Origin of the sequence: Azonexus caeni, assembly GCF_048146105.1 — a bacterium.
GTDB classification, from domain to species: Bacteria; Pseudomonadota; Gammaproteobacteria; order Burkholderiales; family Rhodocyclaceae; genus Azonexus; species Azonexus aromaticus_B.
Genome location: NZ_JBKJAD010000008.1, coordinates 106,293 through 125,730, shown reverse-complemented (window position 1 = coordinate 125,730; position 19,438 = coordinate 106,293). Strand labels below are relative to the sequence as shown.

General features: G+C 58.7%; 22 protein-coding genes. 7 read left to right on the top strand and 15 right to left on the bottom strand.

Features of this window, described 5'->3' with window-relative positions; genetic code table 11:
- Positions 1 to 537 precede the first annotated feature (537 nt).
- Together sul2 and ACLIIZ_RS10595 are read left to right on the top strand one after the other, a co-directional pair.
- The gene (sul2, locus tag ACLIIZ_RS10600; protein WP_001043260.1) at positions 538 to 1,353 is read left to right on the top strand and encodes a sulfonamide-resistant dihydropteroate synthase Sul2; all 816 of its coding nucleotides are present in this window, start codon (positions 538 to 540) and stop codon (positions 1,351 to 1,353) included.
- A gap of 86 nt (positions 1,354 to 1,439) precedes the next feature.
- Entirely contained in the window at positions 1,440 to 1,742 is a 303-nt protein-coding gene (locus tag ACLIIZ_RS10595) for a phosphoglucosamine mutase (protein ID WP_000251875.1), read from the top strand.
- Between the two features lie 175 nt (positions 1,743 to 1,917).
- Here the strand turns inward: ACLIIZ_RS10595 and ACLIIZ_RS10590 are convergent, their stop codons facing one another.
- From ACLIIZ_RS10590 to ACLIIZ_RS10580, 3 genes are all read right to left on the bottom strand, one after another.
- Positions 1,918 to 3,411 (bottom strand): IS91-like element ISCR2 family transposase, encoded by a 1,494-nt coding sequence (locus ACLIIZ_RS10590; protein WP_001120888.1) that lies wholly within the window; start codon positions 3,409 to 3,411, stop codon positions 1,918 to 1,920.
- A gap of 210 nt (positions 3,412 to 3,621) precedes the next feature.
- On the bottom strand, positions 3,622 to 3,846 hold the full coding sequence (locus ACLIIZ_RS10585; protein ID WP_000743213.1) for a hypothetical protein: 225 nt from the start codon (positions 3,844 to 3,846) through the stop codon (positions 3,622 to 3,624).
- Positions 3,843 to 4,580, bottom strand: coding sequence for a recombinase family protein (locus ACLIIZ_RS10580; RefSeq protein WP_001366550.1), 738 nt, complete (start codon positions 4,578 to 4,580; stop codon positions 3,843 to 3,845). The genes ACLIIZ_RS10585 and ACLIIZ_RS10580 overlap by 4 nt, the downstream gene beginning before the upstream one ends.
- 147 nt (positions 4,581 to 4,727) lie before the next feature.
- Here ACLIIZ_RS10580 and ACLIIZ_RS10575 point away from each other — a divergent pair, with 147 nt between their 5' ends.
- From ACLIIZ_RS10575 to arsB, 4 genes are read left to right on the top strand one after another with little or no spacing between them, the layout of a single operon-like run.
- A complete protein-coding gene (locus ACLIIZ_RS10575) occupies positions 4,728 to 5,060 on the top strand; it encodes an ArsR/SmtB family transcription factor (RefSeq protein WP_000447876.1) in 333 nt (110 codons plus the stop codon).
- The gene (gene arsH, locus ACLIIZ_RS10570; RefSeq protein ID WP_001239389.1) at positions 5,057 to 5,824 is read left to right on the top strand and encodes an arsenical resistance protein ArsH; all 768 of its coding nucleotides are present in this window, start codon (positions 5,057 to 5,059) and stop codon (positions 5,822 to 5,824) included. Before ACLIIZ_RS10575 ends, arsH begins: the two co-directional genes overlap by 4 nt.
- Positions 5,821 to 6,327: an arsenate reductase ArsC gene (locus tag ACLIIZ_RS10565; protein WP_000140066.1), complete on the top strand. Its 507-nt coding sequence runs from the start codon at positions 5,821 to 5,823 to the stop codon at positions 6,325 to 6,327. The genes arsH and ACLIIZ_RS10565 overlap by 4 nt, the downstream gene beginning before the upstream one ends.
- Complete coding sequence (gene arsB, locus ACLIIZ_RS10560; protein ID WP_001272375.1) at positions 6,324 to 7,391, top strand: ACR3 family arsenite efflux transporter; 1,068 nt, start codon at positions 6,324 to 6,326, stop codon at positions 7,389 to 7,391. The genes ACLIIZ_RS10565 and arsB overlap by 4 nt, the downstream gene beginning before the upstream one ends.
- A gap of 354 nt (positions 7,392 to 7,745) precedes the next feature.
- On the opposite strand, the gene ACLIIZ_RS10550 is transcribed toward arsB, so the two are convergent.
- The 12 genes from ACLIIZ_RS10550 to guaB all read right to left on the bottom strand — a co-directional run bounded on the left by ACLIIZ_RS10550 (position 7,746) and on the right by guaB (position 18,849).
- Positions 7,746 to 7,970 (bottom strand): type I toxin-antitoxin system ptaRNA1 family toxin, encoded by a 225-nt coding sequence (locus tag ACLIIZ_RS10550; RefSeq protein ID WP_000211355.1) that lies wholly within the window; start codon positions 7,968 to 7,970, stop codon positions 7,746 to 7,748.
- A gap of 63 nt (positions 7,971 to 8,033) precedes the next feature.
- Positions 8,034 to 8,282 (bottom strand): hypothetical protein, encoded by a 249-nt coding sequence (locus ACLIIZ_RS10545; RefSeq protein ID WP_000213809.1) that lies wholly within the window; start codon positions 8,280 to 8,282, stop codon positions 8,034 to 8,036.
- A 4-nt stretch (positions 8,283 to 8,286) separates the two neighbouring features.
- On the bottom strand, positions 8,287 to 9,714 hold the full coding sequence (gene trbL / locus ACLIIZ_RS10540; protein WP_001405816.1) for a P-type conjugative transfer protein TrbL: 1,428 nt from the start codon (positions 9,712 to 9,714) through the stop codon (positions 8,287 to 8,289).
- Between the two features lie 10 nt (positions 9,715 to 9,724).
- Positions 9,725 to 9,961: an entry exclusion lipoprotein TrbK gene (gene trbK / locus ACLIIZ_RS10535; protein WP_000718002.1), complete on the bottom strand. Its 237-nt coding sequence runs from the start codon at positions 9,959 to 9,961 to the stop codon at positions 9,725 to 9,727.
- 12 nt (positions 9,962 to 9,973) lie between these two features.
- Positions 9,974 to 10,753 (bottom strand): P-type conjugative transfer protein TrbJ, encoded by a 780-nt coding sequence (gene trbJ, locus ACLIIZ_RS10530; protein ID WP_000836966.1) that lies wholly within the window; start codon positions 10,751 to 10,753, stop codon positions 9,974 to 9,976.
- 140 nt (positions 10,754 to 10,893) lie between these two features.
- Positions 10,894 to 11,082: a FitA-like ribbon-helix-helix domain-containing protein gene (locus ACLIIZ_RS10525; protein WP_000024442.1), complete on the bottom strand. Its 189-nt coding sequence runs from the start codon at positions 11,080 to 11,082 to the stop codon at positions 10,894 to 10,896.
- A gap of 1,032 nt (positions 11,083 to 12,114) precedes the next feature.
- Complete coding sequence (gene repC / locus ACLIIZ_RS10520) at positions 12,115 to 12,996, bottom strand: replication protein C, IncQ-type (RefSeq protein ID WP_000743064.1); 882 nt, start codon at positions 12,994 to 12,996, stop codon at positions 12,115 to 12,117.
- Positions 12,983 to 13,810, bottom strand: coding sequence for a helicase RepA family protein (locus ACLIIZ_RS10515; protein WP_001162384.1), 828 nt, complete (start codon positions 13,808 to 13,810; stop codon positions 12,983 to 12,985). Before ACLIIZ_RS10515 ends, repC begins: the two co-directional genes overlap by 14 nt.
- Before the next feature lie 4 nt (positions 13,811 to 13,814).
- Positions 13,815 to 14,036 carry a helix-turn-helix transcriptional regulator gene (locus ACLIIZ_RS10510; protein ID WP_001179606.1) on the bottom strand — a complete coding sequence of 74 codons (222 nt, stop codon included), beginning with the start codon at positions 14,034 to 14,036 and terminating at the stop codon, positions 13,815 to 13,817.
- Positions 14,037 to 14,183: 147 nt separating this feature from the next.
- Positions 14,184 to 15,386, bottom strand: coding sequence for a tyrosine-type recombinase/integrase (locus ACLIIZ_RS10505; protein WP_000954590.1), 1,203 nt, complete (start codon positions 15,384 to 15,386; stop codon positions 14,184 to 14,186).
- A 304-nt stretch (positions 15,387 to 15,690) separates the two neighbouring features.
- Positions 15,691 to 17,325 (bottom strand): glutamine-hydrolyzing GMP synthase, encoded by a 1,635-nt coding sequence (gene guaA, locus ACLIIZ_RS10500; RefSeq protein WP_416692054.1) that lies wholly within the window; start codon positions 17,323 to 17,325, stop codon positions 15,691 to 15,693.
- Between the two features lie 60 nt (positions 17,326 to 17,385).
- On the bottom strand, positions 17,386 to 18,849 hold the full coding sequence (gene guaB, locus ACLIIZ_RS10495) for an IMP dehydrogenase (protein ID WP_416692053.1): 1,464 nt from the start codon (positions 18,847 to 18,849) through the stop codon (positions 17,386 to 17,388).
- Between the two features lie 67 nt (positions 18,850 to 18,916).
- On the opposite strand from guaB, the gene ACLIIZ_RS10490 reads away from it, so the two are divergent.
- Positions 18,917 to 19,420 carry a DUF4124 domain-containing protein gene (locus ACLIIZ_RS10490; protein ID WP_416692052.1) on the top strand — a complete coding sequence of 168 codons (504 nt, stop codon included), beginning with the start codon at positions 18,917 to 18,919 and terminating at the stop codon, positions 19,418 to 19,420.
- Positions 19,421 to 19,438 lie beyond the last annotated feature (18 nt).

Below are 19,438 nucleotides of genomic sequence, written 5' to 3'. Positions count from 1 at the left end.
AGCGAGGGCGGTAAAAGGTAGCCGGTCTGGCGGTCAACAGGATGGAAACGGCTCATCTCTCTGGCTCGGTTCGGTTGGCTCGCTGCCATTATCCCATCAGGAAAGAGTTAGTCCGACAGGCTGCTAGTTTCCCGGCCAAATACGAATGCGCCCAAAAGAAAACCCCCAGCATCTGCCGGGGGTTTCTCGGGTTTTCCGATGGCGACCGATAGTCGCCGGAAGACTTGGGATCATTCCCACTCTATTGTAAACAAGACATTTTTATCTTTTATATTCAATGGCTTATTTTCCTGCTAATTGGTAATACCATGAAAAATACCATGCTCAGAAAAGGCTTAACAATATTTTGAAAAATTGCCTACTGAGCGCTGCCGCACAGCTCCATAGGCCGCTTTCCTGGCTTTGCTTCCAGATGTATGCTCTTCTGCTCCTGCAGCTAATGGATCACCGCAAACAGGTTACTCGCCTGGGGATTCCCTTTCGACCCGAGCATCCGTATGATACTCATGCTCGATTATTATTATTATAGAAGCCCCCATGAATAAATCGCTCATCATTTTCGGCATCGTCAACATAACCTCGGACAGTTTCTCCGATGGAGGCCGGTATCTGGCGCCAGACGCAGCCATTGCGCAGGCGCGTAAGCTGATGGCCGAGGGGGCAGATGTGATCGACCTCGGTCCGGCATCCAGCAATCCCGACGCCGCGCCTGTTTCGTCCGACACAGAAATCGCGCGTATCGCGCCGGTGCTGGACGCGCTCAAGGCAGATGGCATTCCCGTCTCGCTCGACAGTTATCAACCCGCGACGCAAGCCTATGCCTTGTCGCGTGGTGTGGCCTATCTCAATGATATTCGCGGTTTTCCAGACGCTGCGTTCTATCCGCAATTGGCGAAATCATCTGCCAAACTCGTCGTTATGCATTCGGTGCAAGACGGGCAGGCAGATCGGCGCGAGGCACCCGCTGGCGACATCATGGATCACATTGCGGCGTTCTTTGACGCGCGCATCGCGGCGCTGACGGGTGCCGGTATCAAACGCAACCGCCTTGTCCTTGATCCCGGCATGGGGTTTTTTCTGGGGGCTGCTCCCGAAACCTCGCTCTCGGTGCTGGCGCGGTTCGATGAATTGCGGCTGCGCTTCGATTTGCCGGTGCTTCTGTCTGTTTCGCGCAAATCCTTTCTGCGCGCGCTCACAGGCCGTGGTCCGGGGGATGTCGGGGCCGCGACACTCGCTGCAGAGCTTGCCGCCGCCGCAGGTGGAGCTGACTTCATCCGCACACACGAGCCGCGCCCCTTGCGCGACGGGCTGGCGGTATTGGCGGCGCTGAAAGAAACCGCAAGAATTCGTTAACTGCACATTCGGGATATTTCTCTATATTCGCGGTTCAGCAGGCATGTCCCCTTTGAGGGCGACCCGACGACAGGATAATCGACCTTATGGTGCGCAAATATTTCGGCACAGACGGTATTCGTGGCAAAGCCAACGAAGGCGCGATGACGGCGGAAACCGCCTTGCGCGTCGGCATGGCGGCTGGCCGTGTCTTTCGTCGCGGTGACCACCGCCATCGTGTCGTGATCGGCAAGGATACGCGCCTGTCGGGCTATATGCTTGAACCCGCGCTCACAGCCGGTTTCACCTCGATGGGCATGGACGTATTCCTTTTTGGCCCGCTGCCGACAACGTATAGGAAGAATAAACGCCCTTTTCACCCAAGTCCAACAGCTTTGGACCGCAGTTGACTCTTTCGACACCCCTGCGATGCAACCCAATCCGGCTGACGGGGAGCCAGCAACGCTGAAAATTTACCCTCCTCTTTCCCACTAGCGGCTCCTTTTCCGACAACCAGCACGGCGGATCCCTGCCGCGGCGCTGTGAACGCAGCATTTTGATTGGTATCGTTGGCCTTCAGGCTCGTCAGTCAAACAGACCCAGGAGCAGCTCAGCCGGTGGCGCCCGGCTTTCGGGTAACGCCCTGGTCCCGCTGGTTTCGGCTTTGTGCTTCAGGTGATCAAGGATCTGCTTGATCACTATAGGGTCTTCAATGCAGGCGATGACTTTCATGGCGCCGCCGCAGCCGCTGCAGGTCTCGATGTCGATATTGAAAACACGCTTGAGCCGTTGCGCCCATGTCATCGACGCTCGCCGTTGTGCTGGTGTTGCCGGTTCATCAGCCACCCTGACCTTGTTGCCCCTGCCCCGTTTTGCCGGCGTGACCAACGCCCGGTGCCGACTGTTGGGTGCGAACACCCCGTGGAAGCGGGTTAGGTTGACTCTGGGCTTCGGTACCAGGGCGGCCAGCCTTGCAATGAAATCCAATGGTTCGAAAATGACGTGCGTGGTGCCGTCCCGGTACGGCGTCTTGAGCTGGTAGCGCACGTTGCCGCCTCGTGTTAACGACAGCCGCTTCTCGGATACCGCCGGGCGGCTGATGTACCGGCACAGCCGTTCGAGCTTCTTGCGTTCATCGGCCCTGGCCGCCACGCCGGCGTGCAGGCTGGACCCGGCTACCTTGCCAATCCCGTCACCGAACGGATCACCACTGGTCGGCAGAGTTTGCAAAGTGAACACCTTTCGCCCCGCCTGTGAACCGACAGCGATACGGTAAGTGATCGAGTGCCCCAGCAGGGGTGTCATCGGGTCGTCATCCACCGCATCCGAGGCCAGATAGCTGTTTTCGACATCCCGTTCCAGCAGGCCTTGCCGTTCCAGATAGCGACCCACCCGGTGGGCGATGGTGTGCGTCAGCTGGGTGAGCTCTGGGCTGGTCGGCGCCTTGACCCAGCGGAAACGCGCTGAGCCGTGGGATTGCTCGACATACACACCGTCGAGAAACAGCATGTGGAAGTGAACATTCAGATTGAGCGCCGATCCAAAACGCTGGATCAGGGTGACCGCGCCCGTCTTGGCCACTTGGTGGGTATGGCCCGCTTTCTTGACCAGGTGCGTGGCAATGACGCGGTAAACGATGCCCAGCACCCACCCCATGATCTCGGGCCGGCTGGCAAACAGGAAACGCAGCTGAAACGGGAAGCTCAACACCCACTGACGCATGGGTTGTTCAGGCAGTACTTCATCAACCAGCAAGGCGGCACTTTCGGCCATCCGCCGCGCCCCACAGCTCGGGCAGAAACCGCGACGCTTACAGCTGAAAGCGACCAGGTGCTCGGCGTGGCAAGACTCGCAGCGAACCCGTAGAAAGCCATGCTCCAGCCGCCCGCATTGGAGAAATTCTTCAAATTCCCGTTGCACATAGCCCGGCAATTCCTTTCCCTGCTCTGCCATAAGCGCAGCGAATGCCGGGTAATACTCGTCAACGATCTGATAGAGAAGGGTTTGCTCGGGTCGGTGGCTCTGGTAACGACCAGTATCCCGATCCCGGCTGGCCGTCCTGGCCGCCACATGAGGCATGTTCCGCGTCCTTGCAATACTGTGTTTACATACAGTCTATCGCTTAGCGGAAAGTTCTTTTACCCTCAGCCGAAATGCCTGCCGTTGCTAGACATTGCCAGCCAGTGCCCGTCACTCCCACTCGATTGTAAACAAGCACACAAAACCCTTTAGTGACAACAATTTGCAAGAACTATCAGGCTCAGTGCCATGAAAAATACCATGACCAGATCATGAGGTTGAACACGGCTTGCGCCGGCAGCGTTCACGCTCCTGGTCGGCGATCTCGCCCGGCTGCAATGCTAGCTCAGCATCGGTCATGCGCTCCAGCACGTCGCGTAGGCGGATGGTGCAAGGAATGGGCGGCAGCTCGAACTCATAGCCGCCGGCGATCATTTCGGCCGCAATCTCCTCGGTGATGAAAAACGGCTCGTCGTCTTGGTTCGGCTTCTTCATGCCCTTTCCTCCTGGCGCTCATCCTGGCCGACAGCGGCCAGGGCATCGGCTTCCGTCAATGCGTCCTCCACGAACGCGCCGTGCTGCTTCGCTTCGGCCTGGCTGACCTCGGCCCATATCCGTTTCACCTGGGCCGCACTGTACCCGGCCAGCTCGGCGGTCTTGTTGATGCTGTAGCCGGACTTGCGCAGCGCGACAACTTGGGCGCGGCGCTTCGGATCAGCACGGCGGCCCTTGTACCGCCCGGCCTGGCGGGCCAACTCAATGCCTTGGCGCTGGCGTTCGCGCCTGTCCTCGTAGTCGTCGCGGGCCATCTGCAAGGCCAGGCGAAAAAGCATGATCTGCACGGCTTCCAGCACGATCTTGGCGACGCCCTGGGCCTCGGCCGCCAGGTCGGATAGATCGACCACGCCAGGGACGGCCAGGCGTGCGCCTTTGGCCTGTATCGAGGCCACCAGGCGCTCGGCCTCGGGCAAAGGTAGGCGGCTGATGCGGTCGATCTTCTCGGCAATGACCACCTCGCCGGGCTGTAGGTCGCCGATCATGCGCAGCAGCTCAGGCCGGTCGGCGCGTGCGCCGGATGCCTTCTCACGGTAGATGCCGGCGACGTAGTAGCCGGCGGCCTTCGCGGCCGTAGTGATCGCCTCTTGGCGTTCCAAGTCCTGCGCGTCGGTGCTGACGCGCAGATAGACCCGCGCCACCATCGGCGCGGCTACTGGCTTCGTCCTGCGCATACTTGCGGGCTCCTTTGGGCATACTCAAATGCACCCATCTTAAACTGGCAGGCCAATTTATCACATATCGATCTAAATGCGCCTAGCTCATTTTTACAGCTTAAATGAGCTATTGAGCACACTCCATATTTCGACTATTATTGAAACATGGAAACGATAAATGCTGTAGCCGCCCTGGCGGCCATCGCTCAAGAATCGCGCCTCGCGGTGTTCCGGCTTCTCGTCCAGGCCGGCCCCGCCGGCATGGCCGCCGGAAAAATCAGCGAAGCGGCCGGCATCCCGCCGTCTTCGCTATCCTTCCACCTGAAAGAGCTGGCACACGCCGGCATGGTCACGTCGCGGCAAGAAGGCCGATTTGTGATCTACGAGGCGAACTTTTCGACGGCCACTAACCTGGTGGCCTTTCTCACGGAAAACTGCTGCGGCGGCCAGGTGTGCAACCTGTCTTGCACCACGGAAGCCGGGAAGGTGTTGGCATGAGACTTCGCCATCTTTCCGACCCCGATTCTTTGCCCGCTTTGGACAAATCCTTTGCCATCGAGCGCCCGGCGCTCGGGCTGGCACCCGACGCCCCGCCGGTGCGTATCCTGCTGCTGTATGGCTCGCTGCGCGCCCGCTCGTTCTCACGGCTGGCCGTCGAGGAAGCGGCCCGGCTGCTGCAATTCTTTGGCGCAGAAACACGCATCTTCGACCCGTCCGATTTGCCGTTGCCCGATCAAGTGCAAAGCGACGATCACCCGGCCGTCAAGGAGCTGCGCGCCCTGTCCGAGTGGTCAGAGGGACAAGTCTGGTGCAGCCCGGAACGCCACGGTCAGATTACCAGTGTCATGAAGGCGCAGATTGACCATCTGCCGCTTGAAATGGCCGGCATCCGGCCGACCCAAGGCCGCACCCTGGCCGTGATGCAGGTATCCGGCGGCTCGCAGAGCTTCAACGCCGTGAACACCTTGCGTCTGCTCGGCCGCTGGATGCGAATGTTCACCATTCCGAACCAGTCGAGTATCGCCAAAGCGTTCCAAGAGTTCGACGCGGCGGGCCGCATGAAGCCCTCGCCGTACTACGACCGAATAGCCGATGTGATGGAAGAACTGGTGCGCTTCACGGCGCTGGTACGGCCGCACCGTGAAGCACTGACAGACCGCTATTCCGAACGGAAAGCGGCCGGCCACGTCATCGACGAGGCCACCGATCTTTCATCCATCGCCATTGCTCCCCAGCCACTACCAGAAAGCGAAACATCATGACCGAAAGAATCTATAACGTCCTCATCCTCTGCACCGGCAATTCGGCGCGCAGCATCATGGCCGAAGCTCTCATCAACACGATGGGGCAAGGGCGCTTCCGCGCCTACAGCGCCGGCAGTCACCCAACCGGCAAGGTCAATCCCTTCGCCGTCGAAAAGGTGGAGTCGGTGAATTACCCGACCGAGAATCTGCGCAGCAAGAGCTGGGACGAGTACGCCACGCCCGACGCACCGAAGATGGACTTCATCATCACCGTCTGCGACAACGCCGCCGGCGAAATGTGTCCGGTGTGGCCTGGTCAGCCGATCTCGGCGCATTGGGGATTTGAAGACCCGGCCGCCGTCGAAGGCACTGACGCCGAGAAGCGCCGGGCCTTCGAACAAACCTTCCGGCACATGATGAACCGCGTCCGCCTGTTCGTGAATCTGCCTCTCAAAATGCTTGACCAGACGGCCATCAAGCGCGAGCTGGCGAACATCGGCAAGACCGAGCAGGAAGCATGAGCGCCGGCGCACAGGCCATCGCCGCGAAGCCGCGCCAGGCCCCGATGAGCGGCTTCGAGCGTTACCTGACGCTGTGGGTGGCCCTGTGCATCGTCGCCGGTGTTGCGCTCGGCCAGGGCCTTCCTGACGTGTTCCAGGCCATAGGCCGCATGGAAGTGGCCCAGGTCAATTTGCCGGTGGGCCTGCTGATTTGGGTAATGATCGTCCCGATGCTGGTCAAGATCGACTTCGGGGCGCTGCACCAGGTCAAAGAGCATTGGCGCGGCATCGGCGTCACGCTGTTCGTGAATTGGGCCGTCAAGCCATTCTCGATGGCCCTGCTGGGGTGGCTGTTCATCCGACAAGTGTTCGCTCCGTTCCTGCCGGCCGATCAACTGGACAGCTACATCGCGGGCTTGATCTTGCTGGCCGCCGCGCCCTGCACGGCAATGGTGTTCGTGTGGAGCCGCCTTACCAACGGCGACCCGCTTTTCACGCTCTCGCAAGTGGCTCTGAACGACGCCATCATGATCGTGGCCTTCGCGCCCATCGTCGGCCTGCTGCTGGGCATGTCCTCGATCTCGGTGCCTTGGGACACGCTGCTGATTTCGGTCGTGCTCTACATCATCGTGCCGGTGATCCTGGCGCAGCTCTTGCGGCGGCATCTGCTCAAGCAAGGACAGGCCGCCTTTGAACGGGCCATGCAGAAGATCGGGCCGTGGTCGATGGCCGCGCTGCTGCTGACGTTGGTTCTACTGTTCGCCTTCCAGGGCGAGGCCATCATCCGGCAGCCGTTAGTGATCGCCATGCTAGCCGTGCCGATCTTGATTCAAGTGTTCTTCAATTCCGGGTTAGCCTACTGGCTGAACAAGCGGGCGGGGGAAAAGCACTCTGTCGCCTGTCCTTCGGCCCTGATCGGTGCCAGCAACTTCTTCGAGCTGGCCGTGGCGGCCGCCATCAGCTTGTTCGGTCTGCACTCCGGCGCTGCATTGGCAACCGTGGTCGGCGTCCTGGTCGAAGTGCCGGTGATGCTGCTGGTCGTGCGCGTGGTGAATCGCTCGAAGAGCTGGTACGAACGAGGTTGAACATGAGTAGGAAAAAACTGAGGAAATGATTGCAGATTGCCGCGCCGGCCGCTTCCTGGCGCATTCGATCACTGACCTGGAACACCTAGTATCCATGCTTGCTGAGGTCGCCCGATGACAGACCCAAAGAACCTAGAGAACAGGCTGCATGAGAAGGCCGACCCGGCCCGCGCCGTTTCCACTGGTCGGGTGCGCTACACACTGGCCGAACTACTGGCCGACGCGGAAGCATCCGGGGCTTACCCGCTGCCGCCGGAGGAACGCGAATGGATGGATGCGCCGTCTGTGGGTCGGGAATGGCCAAACAGTGAAGATTGAAAAAGGCGGCCAGTTCGAGTGGCCGCCCTTTCGTCATTAGCTGCACGCTTGGCGCAAGGCGTTCATTGCTTCTTGAAAATCAGCCTGTGTCGCCCGGCCCGTTTCAGCTTGGTAGTACACCACCATAAAAGCATTAGCGACGGCTTCGGCCAATGGCCCAAGGCTCCGCGCTTCCGCTTGGTTGATGTACTCCAAAGAAGAAAGAATAGCCGCTGCTTGATGCACTGCTTGCCCTGGTTCGATAATATGTTGTGTTGTCATAATTCACCTCTCCAGTAGGTGTTGATTGAAAGTGCCGGGCTGGTTGTGGCCAGCCCGGTGCGCCTACAGGTACAGCCCCGCCGCCTCCGCGAATGCTGACCGCTCATTCCTGCCGCCATTAACCTCAATACTTATCGGCTTAGTTTCGCTCTCTCTCATAGGGTCTGGCCGTGATACAAAAGCGGCTGTTTCTGTCTCTGCATCGACCTCGGTCGATTGATCACCCAGCGGCGAAATAAATACCTGGCTGACTTCTTCCCTTGGCGCTTCATCCAGGGCCGCCAATGCGGCCATGTATGTTGATGTCGTCATCGTGCTAACTCCTGACTTCGTTACTATCTGGGCCAGAATCGGCGCCCAAGCTATTGCCCTCGAACTGGCCAGATTGGCTTGCTTCTTTCGGCTCCATGCTTTCGCGTATCGAAGCAGCCAGTTTTCCGCCTGTGGTTTCGCTCACTCGCTCCTGGAATCCCTGCTTCACTTGAGAGCCGACACCCTTGGCTAACTCGGAGGCCGTGCCTGTGGCCAGCTTCGCGGCCTTGGCAAAGCCGCCACCGCTTGAGCTACTGCCGCTGTCACCAAAGCCAGCCGCTTGGGCGAATGGGCTACTGCCAGCAGTACCCGCTTCACCACCACCGTTTCCGCCACTGCTGACAACTGACCCCATGCTGGACATGTCACCGCCGGTTTCCATACTCGCTGATGCTTTCTGAAAAGCCGCTTGGAGTGCACTTGCACCTCCGGCTGCACCGGCTGCGGCACCCATAACCGCTTTACCTGCCAGGGCAGCGCCGCCAGTTGCCATACTGGCCGCCGTCACCGCCGCCCCAACTGCCGCACCCGCACCGAAGTTTCCAATTCCACCGGCTGCGCCAATACCACCACCAGACACAAGACCAGAAATCATCGGCGGAACTTTGTTGACCAAGAAAAGCAAGATGACCGATATAACCAACATCACGGCCAGTTCCTGGGATGCCATGTTCTCGCTGATTTGCGTGTAGTAGTGATTGATGAACTCTTTGCCAATCGCAACCAGAAGCACCATTGCCATAAGCTGTGCGGCCAGGCCCAGCACGGTCTTGTAGTAATTGATCGCCATGTCGGAAGTCCAACGACTTCCACCAAAGCCAAGGAAGAACACACCGGCATACAACAGAATCCAGGCTGATGCGAGCAACAGCAACAGGTTGACCGCAATCAACGCCAGGACAAACAAAACAGCCAGGGCCATTAGCTCCATGACCAGAGCAGTTGCCATCTGCCGCCATCCCAGCTCCGAGGTGGCCTGTACTGTGCGGTTGTATAACTCGAAACCAAGATCAAGGATGCTGGAGGGCCCAAGATTGCTATTGGAAAGTCCCCCCGCCTGCGCGCCCAGAGTTTGCAATGACTGAACAATCGTACCGGCGATATTCATGCCCTGGTTCGCATTCGTCAGCAACCACCAGAAAAAGCCGGTGAAGATCGTGAAGCGAACGAACTCCGCGAAGAACTCGCCAATGTCGGCCTTGCGCAAAGCCATCATGCCGAATGTCCAGACCATCGAAATCACAACCAGCGTCCAGAACAAACGCGATGCAGCGGACTCAATAGCTGGCCCCCATGTTGCGGCAGCATCATGAAAACGCTTGAGCACATCATTCATAACACCGCTGCTACTTAGCTCCTGCGCCATTGCAGGTTCAGCCAGCACCATTGTGGCGACCATCATCAAGCCACCTAGAGCAATTTTCTTTCTCATGGCGACCACCTCAATAATCATCTTTAGGGCTGGGCTTGAACTCCCACTGACGCATCTGCTTGGCCTTCTGGAATGCTCTGCATTCCTCGGTAAAGGCCTCTCGGTTCGCTTCGCTGCGCATTTCATTCAGTGCTGCCTGGAACGCATCGGGGGCACACGTCGCCGCATTTGGTTCGGGCATCCTTTCCTGTTCACATCCAGCCAACAACAGCAACGTAGCCGCGGTAGTAAAAAAGATTTTTTTCATCTCACCGCCTCCCTAGTAGTTGTCTGCCGGACTCGGGCGAAACGTCCAGGTACGCATTTGCTCGGCCCTGGCATCACCTCGCGCCTCGGCATCGAGTTCTGCTGCAATCCGGGCTGCCTCCGCGTTGTGTTGGGCGGTCAACATGGTGCGAATCTGCAAGAGCTGATTGGCCTGCTGGCTGGCGAGCTGGTTGGCGTAGCCGATGGCCTGTAGCTGGCCAGTTGCACCCTGGGCCGCGCCTTGCAGCCGCTCCAGGGTACGGGCGTCATCCTTCAAAGCCTTTTGCTGGTCGGCAACGGTCTGGAACAGGGCATCGTTGGCCTTCTTTTGCGACTCTGACGCCAGGCGGCGGTTCTCTTCCATCGCTGCCTTTTCGGCCGGCGTGCATCCGCCGCTGCCGTTGAAGCATGGCGAGCTGCGGTAATAGGCCACGTCCTGAAACTTGGCCAGGTAACGATCCAGGCTGCCTAGCTGGTTCTCGTAATAGGCCAGCGTGTTTTGCGCGGCAATCAGCCGGTTGATCGTAGTCTGCGCCTGATCCCAGATATACGCGGCTGGGGCCATCGTGTTCTGGAGCTGATTTTCGTACTGCTGCAACTGGGTCTGGTACTGCTCAATCTGCTTGAGCGTCTGCGCCACCGACTCGATGGCCGTCATGATGTTCTGGGCCAGGTTGCCGCCGTCGATGACGGGGATACCAGCTTGCACAGGGGCGGTGGTAGTGGTGATAAAGCCGGTTGCGAGTGCAACGGCTAGAGCGGTTTTTTTAGCCGCTAAAATTTTGGACTTCATGGTCGTACTCCGTCGATGAAAAGAAGGCATTGCCTTGACCAAGCGTTGTGCTTGTTCTCGGCAACGTTTCATCGAAGAGCTACGCCACTAGCTGATCGGTATTGCCCTTGGCGCTGAGGCCCGGACTTACAAACGTAAAACTACTCTGTTTTTTTATCGCTTTCGGACAAGCCAACTTCCCGGCCAATCTCTTCAAGCTCTAGCGGCTGTACTGCCGCCGTCAGTATTTCGCGTATTTCCGCGTCGGTGCTCCTATCGTTGAGCGCTGCTCGAACTTTCAACGCACGGTGCACCTCGGCGGGTAAATTCCTGATAAGCACATTTGCCATATCAATACCCTTTTGGTGTACCCGACAACCATGCTATCAAAGATATTAAAAATAGCAAGACCTATACTCTTGCAACCGGCGGTAGCCGATCAGCCCCGCAGGGCAGGATTCCCGTTGAGTGCCCCCGGCGCGAATAAGGGACAGTGAAGATAGATAACCGGCTTGCCGGTTAGCTAACTTCACCCATCCTGCCCGCATTTCACCCACTATTGAAAATCTAGCGCATATCGAACGTAAAGCGTTTTATCGTCAAACAAACACCGATTCTTGGCAACATAACCGTAATCGTCACCAAATCGGCCTGCAATCGACATAGTCGCTTCAAAATCGCTGCTCAATCGGCTTTAAATCGGAACCTAAAATGCCAACAATCGACACAAACCATTCGCCCCGATGGGGCGAGTTGGACGCCAAAAAAGAAGGGCATAACCCGCCCCTCAAGTGTCAATGAACACAAGAAATTTGCCTCCCCTCCCGTCATACCACTAAGGCGACGTATTGATACTTGAGGGGCAACCTTTCCTGATGTTGACACCTTCACGCAGGTTACTGGTTATGGGCGTCCAACACACACGGCTCATTCCTGCTTGGTAATAATAAGAATAATAATCTTCTTATTATTCTTACCGAACGAATGGGCACTGCTTAGCCATTTCACGTTTCGAGCCAAGGTTTCAGTACAGATAACTACAAGTGCACACAGCGGCCCTCCAGCACCGTTAGACGCAGATTCTGCTTCAGCTCATGGAATAAGGGACTCCGGGTTGTTTTCCCCTCTCACAAGGCGTTTCAGCGGCCACTGAAGCCGCCTTCTCTTCTTGGCGTTAAACCATCGGCCTATGGCCGATTGATAAAGCCCGCCAGGGCTTTATTGGCAAGGTCAGAACGCGCCCTCAAGGCGCGAGCTGCACCGCGCATGATGGATTATCTTTAGATAATCTTGGATGGATTTCCCAAACTGCCCGCAAAGCAGCGCACCGTCTGGGTTTTCCAAATTGGGACGGGGAACGTTACGACGGCAGAAGGGGAGCGTTACGACGGTAACAAGGGAACGTTACGACGGTAAACGGGTGCAGTTGCCGTGGGGCCAGGCCTCTTGATCTCCCATTTTCCCTTGGCGTATTCGTTCACTACCCAACCCACGGCGGCAAGTTCGGCCAGTGCCTTCCGGGCAGTCTGACGGCGTTTTTTCATAGCTTCGGCATTGGCTTCATCTGGCCAGACATAGCCGCAAAGCGTGTCCAGTTCCACGCGCCCGGATTTGCCGGGGTCGATCCAGCCGCATAGCCGTTGGTGCATCAGCCGTGCCGGATCAGTCTGTAGCACCCGCACTTCCGCCATGTCGATACGGGCATATGGACGATGCCCCAGGATCGCTTCGGCAATACGCGGATTCAGGGCAACCCATAGCCTGCCGTCCGTCTCGTCAAAAGCATGACTCATCAGGTGGAACGCGGCTTGCCGCCGTCCCTTCGTCACAAGGATGGTGACGTTCGACATGCGCAGCAGGCTGGCTTTGAGCGCCTTGATGTTGTCGCCGCTATCCGTCATGCCCGTTTCTGAGAGCAGTTTGGTCAGGCTCTCACGAACCACCAAGCCGTCTTGCTCAATGGCTTCGAAACGGGGTTCAAGGAATAGCCGTAGCTGTCGCCCCGTCTCACTGGTCGGTTCCGGGGTTAGCAAGATGCCGTTCGGGCCGCCAAGGGCCACGATGCCTTGCAAAAGACGCATATCATCGGCCCCGAGAGGTTCGAATCCGACGAAACGCATGGATTCGTCCTCGCCAAAGGTGTAGGTCACGTCCAGCTTGCAGCGTTTGCGATCGCCACGCTTGAGGCTGCGGAACAGGCCAGGTGCCAAACAGTGCGCGGGATCATGTCGGACGTGGGTCAGGTCATGCTTAGGCTTCTTCACGCTGTCTCCTTTTCACCTTGCACTGCCGCTCCAGTACAGCAGGCTTCAACACGCCGCCGTCGTGCCGTCTAAACCAGAGTTCTTGAAAAGGTGCGCCATAGTTGGCCTTGCTGACGCCAAAGCGGACAAAATACCCACGCTGACAATCATCGACCCCCAGTATCTCGGCCTCGCCTTGCGTCATGCCGGATAGGTACGATTGCCAACGGATGTTATCAACCAGTACGGACGATCCACGACTGGCCTGCTGTTGATCGCCCGACCCCATCATGGCTGCGCTTTTACTCGCGTGGTGCAGAAACACAATGGAGCAGCCTGTATCAGCGGCTATGGCCTCCATGTGCCCAACAACCTGCGCCATCGGCCCGCTAGCGTTCTCCTCCTCAATGTGGAAGCGCCGCAAAGTGTCCAAGATCATCAAGCGACGACCTTCAGCGGCTCGTTTGAGAGCATCGAACCAGCTAGCAGCCATGATGTTTGGGCATTTACCGATCAAGGGTTCAATGAGCAAACCATCAGCCACGGCTTGCCGTTCCGCTGCGCTGAGGTGTGCCCCAAGGGCGTGCAGACGATGGTGAATAGCGGCCGGTGGATCTTCAGCAGGCAGATAGACCACTTGCCCGGTGGGAAACTCGCCTATTTCAAGTAAATCAGGCCCGCCTGCAATCTGTGCAGCCAATTGAAGGGCCAACATGGATTTACCAGCCCCACCAGGCGACACAAGAGCACCAACAGTGCCAGCAACCATATTAGGCAGAACATAATCAATGGGTGGCGGCAATTCCGTGAAAGCCGCCATAAGATCAAGAGCCATATAACTAGCCCTCTATAGGGCCAGGTCGCGCAGCTTGATCACCCGATGATTTACGTGCCTCAATCCACTCTTCGACCTCTGACAAATCCCAGGCGACATTTCTACTGGTTAACGCGATACGGCGTGGAAAATCCCCTCGCTGCTCCAGGTTATAAATTGTTCGTGTCGAAAGCGGGATCATCTCCAGGAGCTTCTTCCTGTTGATGAGGGTCTTTATATTTTGCATGGGTCAATACCTCTCAAATGAATAGTTGCTATTCATCGAGTAGCTGCGCGAAGCAGCTAATCGGTAATTGACCTGCCCGATGCCAATGGCGGCCTTATTTATAAATTCACGGCATCAACTTCAATGCTATCAAAGATAGCAAAAACATCAACCCTTACTGCCTCCCGAAGTCCACTCATCAATCATATCGGCCCAATCCTGCAACATCGCCGCCCGCTGCTCGCGGTACTCAGCCTTGTTGTAGACAGCCCTCACGCCCTTCTGCTCGTGCGCCAGGCACTTCTCGATCCAGTCGGTGTTGTAGCCGGCCTCATGCAACAGCGTGCTGGCTGTGCGCCGCAAATCATGCGGTCCGAACTTGGTAAGTGACTTCCCATCTTTCTGCGCCGCCTTGTAAGTCAGCGTCAGCACCTGGTTAAGTGTGGCAGCGCTCATCGGCGCATCCGAGTCGTACCGTGATGGCAAAACGAAGTCGGAACCACCGGCAAAGGTTTTCATGGCAATGAAAATATCCAGAGCCTGCTGGGACAGAAATACCAGGTGCGGGTTACGGCGTTTCATCCGCTCCTTTGGAATCGTCCACAACGCTTCGCTGAAATTGATCTCGCTCCAGGTCGCATTGGTCAGCTCGCTCTTGCGCACCATCGTCAGCAATAACAGCTTGGCCGCCGCACGGTTTGTTGGGCTTGTGCCCACTCGCTCCATGTACTGGTACATCAGCCCAATTTCTTCTGGCGTCAACGCTCGGTCACGTGGCTCGAATCGAGCGATGCTTGTTGGGCGCACCAGTTCTGCCGGGTTTTCGACCTTCTGCCCACGCTCGATGGCCCAGCGAAATACCTGCAACACGATTTCACGCACATGAACGGCGGTGGCCGGTGCGCCTCGCTCAACAATGGCATCAGCCAGCGCCCGCAAGTCTTCGTGGGTGATCTCCACCAGCTTCTGATTGCTGAATTTCGGCTTCAGCTCACGCTCATAAACCGAGCGGCGCATATCGCGGGTGGAGTCGGCCATCTGGTAGCCACGCAGCCACTTCTCCGCCCAGGCACCGAACGTCTCTGCATCTTTCACCCGCGCCTTGTCTCGGGCTTTCTCCTTGGCCGGCGACTTGCCCGCCGCAACCATCTTCTTGGCGTCACCCAACAGCTCGCGGGCTTCGGCCAGGGTGATGCCACCGACACCATAACGCCCAAAGGTGATGGTCTCCTGCCGACCGTTGATTGAGTAGTTGTAACGGAACGAGATGGAGCCGGCTGGAGTCACTGCCACATAGAGACCTTCCCGGTCATTCACTTTGTAGAGTTTGTCCCTGGGCTTGAGATTGCGCAGCTTGGTATCGGTCAGCATGTACCTTGTCCTTCTTCGTCTCCGATACCATGCTGAAAAAATCTCGAATTTATCGTATTTTTTCTTACGAAACAGTAACTTATAGAATATTAATACCATGAACACACAAAAGAACGCAGCATGGTATCGGCATCAATCATGGCATCGCCAAACCATAATACCAGCTTTAATGCCATGCTCAAACGGTGCTTGGCGCTTCCTCCCGTTGCCAGATCGTGCCAAACACAAACAAAAAAAAGCCCGCAATTACGCGGGCTTAGCGGCATTTCATGCCATCAGGTGCCTGGCTGTGCCAGACGCGGAATCATTCCCACTCGATCGTCGCCGGCGGCTTGCCTGAGACGTCGTACACCACCCGGTTCAGCCCGCGCACTTCGTTGATGATGCGGTTGGAAACGCGGCCGAGCAGTTCGTACGGCAGGTGCGCCCAGTGCGCGGTCATGAAGTCGCTGGTGACGACGGCGCGCAGCGCGACGACGTTCTCGTAGGTGCGGCCGTCGCCCATGACGCCGACGCTCTTGACCGGCAGGAAGACGGCAAAGGCCTGGCTGGTCAGGTCATACCAGGTCTTGCCGACATCGGCTTCGGCACACAAGCCGGCAGCAGCATCGCGCTCGCTGGCGACGGTGGCGCGCAGTTCGTCGATGAAGATCGCATCGGCGCGTTGCAGCAGTTGCGCCGCCTTCTGCGTGACTTCACCGAGGATGCGCACGCCCAGGCCGGGGCCGGGGAACGGGTGGCGATAGACCATCTCACGCGGCAGGCCGAGGGCGACGCCGAGTTCGCGGACTTCGTCCTTGAACAGCTCGCGCAGCGGTTCGAGCAATTTGAGGTGCATGTCTTCCGGCAGGCCGCCGACGTTGTGGTGGCTCTTGATGGTGTGGGCGCCCTTCTTGCCCTTGCCGGCCGATTCGATCACGTCCGGATAGATGGTGCCCTGGGCCAGCCACTTGGCGGAGGTCAGCTTCTTCGACTCGGCCTGGAAGACCTCGACGAATTCCTTGCCGATGATCTTGCGCTTCTGCTCCGGGTCGGAGACGCCGGCCAGCTTGCCCATGAAGTCGTCGACCGCATCGACGCGAATGACCTTGACGCCAAGGTTGCGCGCGAACATGTCCATGACCATGTCGCCTTCGTTCAGGCGCAGCAGGCCGTGATCGACGAAGACGCAGGTCAGCTGGTCGCCGATGGCGCGGTGGATGAGCGCCGCGGCAACGCTCGAATCGACGCCGCCGGACAGGCCGAGGATGACGTCGTCGCTGCCAACCTGGGCGCGGATCGCCGCGACAGCTTCGGCGATGTAGTCGCCCATCACCCAGTCGGTACCGCAGCCGCAGATGCCATGCACGAAGCGTTCGAGGATGGCCCGCCCCTGCAGCGTATGGGTGACTTCCGGATGGAACTGGACGGCGTAGAAACCACGATCTTCGTCGGCCATCGCCGCGATCGGGCAGGACGGCGTCGAGGCCATGGTCTTGAAGCCGGGCGGCAGTTCCATCACGGAATCGCCGTGGCTCATCCACACCTTGAGCATGCCGTGGCCTTCGGCCGTGGTGAAATCGGCGATGTCCTTCAGCAGCGCCGTATGGCCGTGCGCCCGCACTTCCGAATAACCGAACTCGCGCGCCTTGCCGGCCGCTTCGGCGGTCATCACCTGGCCACCCAGTTGCTGGGCCATGGTCTGCATGCCGTAGCAAATACCGAGCACCGGGATGCCCAGTTCGAAAACGATCTTCGGCGCGCGCGGCGTATCGCCCTCGGTGACCGAACTCGGGCCGCCCGACAGGATGATGCCCTTGGCGCCGTAGTTGCGGATGAAGTCATCCGAGACGTCGTAGGGATGGATCTCGCAGAAGACCTTGGCTTCACGCACGCGACGGGCGATCAGCTGGGTGACCTGGGAACCGAAATCGAGGATGAGGATTTTCTGGTGGGACATGTTCACAACCTTGAATGAAAAAGGCGGCTGAATTAGCCGCCCTTCTGGACACTGGAACGATCAGTCGAGGTGATAGTTCGGCGCTTCCTTGGTGATCTGCACGTCGTGCACGTGCGACTCGCGGATGCCGGCCGAGGTGATCTCGACGAAACAGGCTTTCTCGTGCATGTCGGCGATGGTCGGCGTGCCCAGGTAGCCCATCGACGAGCGCAGGCCGCCCATCAACTGATGGATCACGGCCAGCACCGAGCCCTTGTACGGGACGCGGCCTTCGATGCCTTCCGGGACGAACTTGTCGACGTTGCCGGTGTTCTCCTGGAAGTAGCGATCCGAGGAGCCGGCCTGCATCGCGCCGAGCGAACCCATGCCGCGGTAGGACTTGTAGGAGCGGCCCTGGAACAGTTCGACCTCGCCCGGGGCTTCCTCGGTGCCGGCAAACAGGCCGCCGAGCATGACGGTGTCGGCACCGGCGGCAATCGCCTTGGCGATGTCGCCGGAGTAGCGGATGCCGCCGTCGGCGATCATCGGCACACCGGTGCCCTTGAGGGCTTCGGAAACGTTCTGGATGGCGGTGATCTGCGGCACGCCAACACCGGCGACGATACGCGTGGTGCAGATCGAGCCGGGGCCGATGCCGACCTTGACGCCGTCGGCGCCGGCATCGACCAGCGCCAGCGCAGCGTCGGCGGTGGCGATGTTGCCGCCGATGACCTGAATCTGCGGGAAATTCTGCTTCACCCAGCGCACGCGATCGAGCACGCCCTGCGAGTGACCGTGGGCGGTATCGACGACGACGACATCGACGCCGGCCTCGGCCAGCAGTTCAACGCGTTCTTCTGTCCCGGCACCGACGCCGACCGCAGCACCGGCGCGCAGACGGCCGCTGGCGTCCTTGTTGGCGAGCGGATGTTCGGTGGACTTGAGGATGTCCTTGACGGTAATCAGGCCGCGCAGCTCGAAGGCGTCATTGACCACCAGCACTCGCTCCAGGCGATGCGTGCGGATCAGTTCCTTGGCTTCCTCGACGCTGGCATCCTCGCCGACGGTGACCAGACGCTTGCGCGGCGTCATGATCGACTTCACCGGCTGGTCGAGATTGGTCTCGAAGCGCAGGTCGCGATTGGTGACGATACCGACCACCTTGCCCGACTTGTCGATCACCGGCAGGCCGGAAATGCGGTGCTGACGGGTGATCTCGATGACATCGCGGACCGTCATGTTCGGCGTGACAGTAAACGGGTCGCGCAGGATACCCGACTCGAAACGCTTGACCTTGGCCACTTCGGCGGCCTGGGCGCGGGACGAGAGATTCTTGTGGATGATGCCGATACCGCCTTCCTGGGCCATGGCGATGGCCAGGCGACCTTCCGTCACGGTATCCATGGCGGCGGAAAGCAGCGGCAGATTCAGGGTGATGTCGCGGGTCAGGCGGGTGGACAGACTGACGTCACGGGGAAGAACTTGAGAATGGGCGGGGACGAGCAGGACGTCGTCGAAAGTGAGGGCTTTTTGCAGAAGTCGCATGGCCTTTGATCCAAGGTCACAAAATCGTATTATACAGAAATCCGAGCCACGCCTTCACGAGCCAATCATGAACAAAGCCCTGTTTGCCGCACTATTGGTCGCTCCCGTCGTCATGCTCAGCGCTGCCCACGGGCAAACCTACCAATGGAAGGACAGCAGCGGCAAGACGGTGATTTCCGACTCACCGCCCCCCGGTTCGGCCAAAGCCAGCCGCTCGATCGGCGCCAAGCAGCCGGCGGTAGTCACCGGCAGCGCTGAAACCGAATCCGAAAAGGGCAAGACGGAAAAGGCGGCAGCGAGCGCCCCGCAAACCATCGCCGAAAAGGAACTGGAATTCCGCAAGCGCCAGCAGGAATCCCGGGAAAAGGCGGAAAAGGAAGAAAAGGAAGCCGCCGCCGCCCGTGAGAAACGCGACACCTGCGAACGTGCCCGCAACAATTATCGGTTGCTGCAATCCGACACACCACTTTCCCAACCGAATGGTCAAGGGAGGCTGCAGACCATGGATGCCGCAAAACGCAGCCAGGAACTCGAACGCACCCGCCGTATCATGCAGGAAGCCTGCAAGTAGGAGACGGCAAGTTCAGCG

Bases quoted from the DNA above. Each gene is read 5' to 3' on its own strand.
- ACLIIZ_RS10490 (WP_416692052.1), top strand. From the start codon at position 18,917: ATGAACAAAGCCCTGTTTGCCGCACTATTGGTCGCTCCCGTCGTCATG.
- ACLIIZ_RS10510 (WP_001179606.1), bottom strand. From the start codon at position 14,036: ATGCAAAATATAAAGACCCTCATCAACAGGAAGAAGCTCCTGGAGATG.
- ACLIIZ_RS10590 (WP_001120888.1), bottom strand. From the start codon at position 3,411: ATGCCTCATGTGGCGGCCAGGACGGCCAGCCGGGATCGGGATACTGGT.
- sul2 (WP_001043260.1), top strand. From the start codon at position 538: ATGAATAAATCGCTCATCATTTTCGGCATCGTCAACATAACCTCGGAC.
- ACLIIZ_RS10565 (WP_000140066.1), top strand. From the start codon at position 5,821: ATGACCGAAAGAATCTATAACGTCCTCATCCTCTGCACCGGCAATTCG.
- ACLIIZ_RS10525 (WP_000024442.1), bottom strand. From the start codon at position 11,082: ATGGCAAATGTGCTTATCAGGAATTTACCCGCCGAGGTGCACCGTGCG.
- ACLIIZ_RS10515 (WP_001162384.1), bottom strand. From the start codon at position 13,810: ATGGCTCTTGATCTTATGGCGGCTTTCACGGAATTGCCGCCACCCATT.
- ACLIIZ_RS10545 (WP_000213809.1), bottom strand. From the start codon at position 8,282: ATGACGACATCAACATACATGGCCGCATTGGCGGCCCTGGATGAAGCG.
- arsB (WP_001272375.1), top strand. From the start codon at position 6,324: ATGAGCGCCGGCGCACAGGCCATCGCCGCGAAGCCGCGCCAGGCCCCG.
- ACLIIZ_RS10550 (WP_000211355.1), bottom strand. From the start codon at position 7,970: ATGACAACACAACATATTATCGAACCAGGGCAAGCAGTGCATCAAGCA.
- ACLIIZ_RS10595 (WP_000251875.1), top strand. From the start codon at position 1,440: ATGGTGCGCAAATATTTCGGCACAGACGGTATTCGTGGCAAAGCCAAC.
- guaA (WP_416692054.1), bottom strand. From the start codon at position 17,325: ATGTCCCACCAGAAAATCCTCATCCTCGATTTCGGTTCCCAGGTCACC.
- ACLIIZ_RS10505 (WP_000954590.1), bottom strand. From the start codon at position 15,386: ATGCTGACCGATACCAAGCTGCGCAATCTCAAGCCCAGGGACAAACTC.
- ACLIIZ_RS10575 (WP_000447876.1), top strand. From the start codon at position 4,728: ATGGAAACGATAAATGCTGTAGCCGCCCTGGCGGCCATCGCTCAAGAA.
- guaB (WP_416692053.1), bottom strand. From the start codon at position 18,849: ATGCGACTTCTGCAAAAAGCCCTCACTTTCGACGACGTCCTGCTCGTC.
- trbL (WP_001405816.1), bottom strand. From the start codon at position 9,714: ATGAGAAAGAAAATTGCTCTAGGTGGCTTGATGATGGTCGCCACAATG.
- trbK (WP_000718002.1), bottom strand. From the start codon at position 9,961: ATGAAAAAAATCTTTTTTACTACCGCGGCTACGTTGCTGTTGTTGGCT.
- ACLIIZ_RS10580 (WP_001366550.1), bottom strand. From the start codon at position 4,580: ATGCGCAGGACGAAGCCAGTAGCCGCGCCGATGGTGGCGCGGGTCTAT.
- ACLIIZ_RS10585 (WP_000743213.1), bottom strand. From the start codon at position 3,846: ATGAAGAAGCCGAACCAAGACGACGAGCCGTTTTTCATCACCGAGGAG.
- arsH (WP_001239389.1), top strand. From the start codon at position 5,057: ATGAGACTTCGCCATCTTTCCGACCCCGATTCTTTGCCCGCTTTGGAC.
- trbJ (WP_000836966.1), bottom strand. From the start codon at position 10,753: ATGAAGTCCAAAATTTTAGCGGCTAAAAAAACCGCTCTAGCCGTTGCA.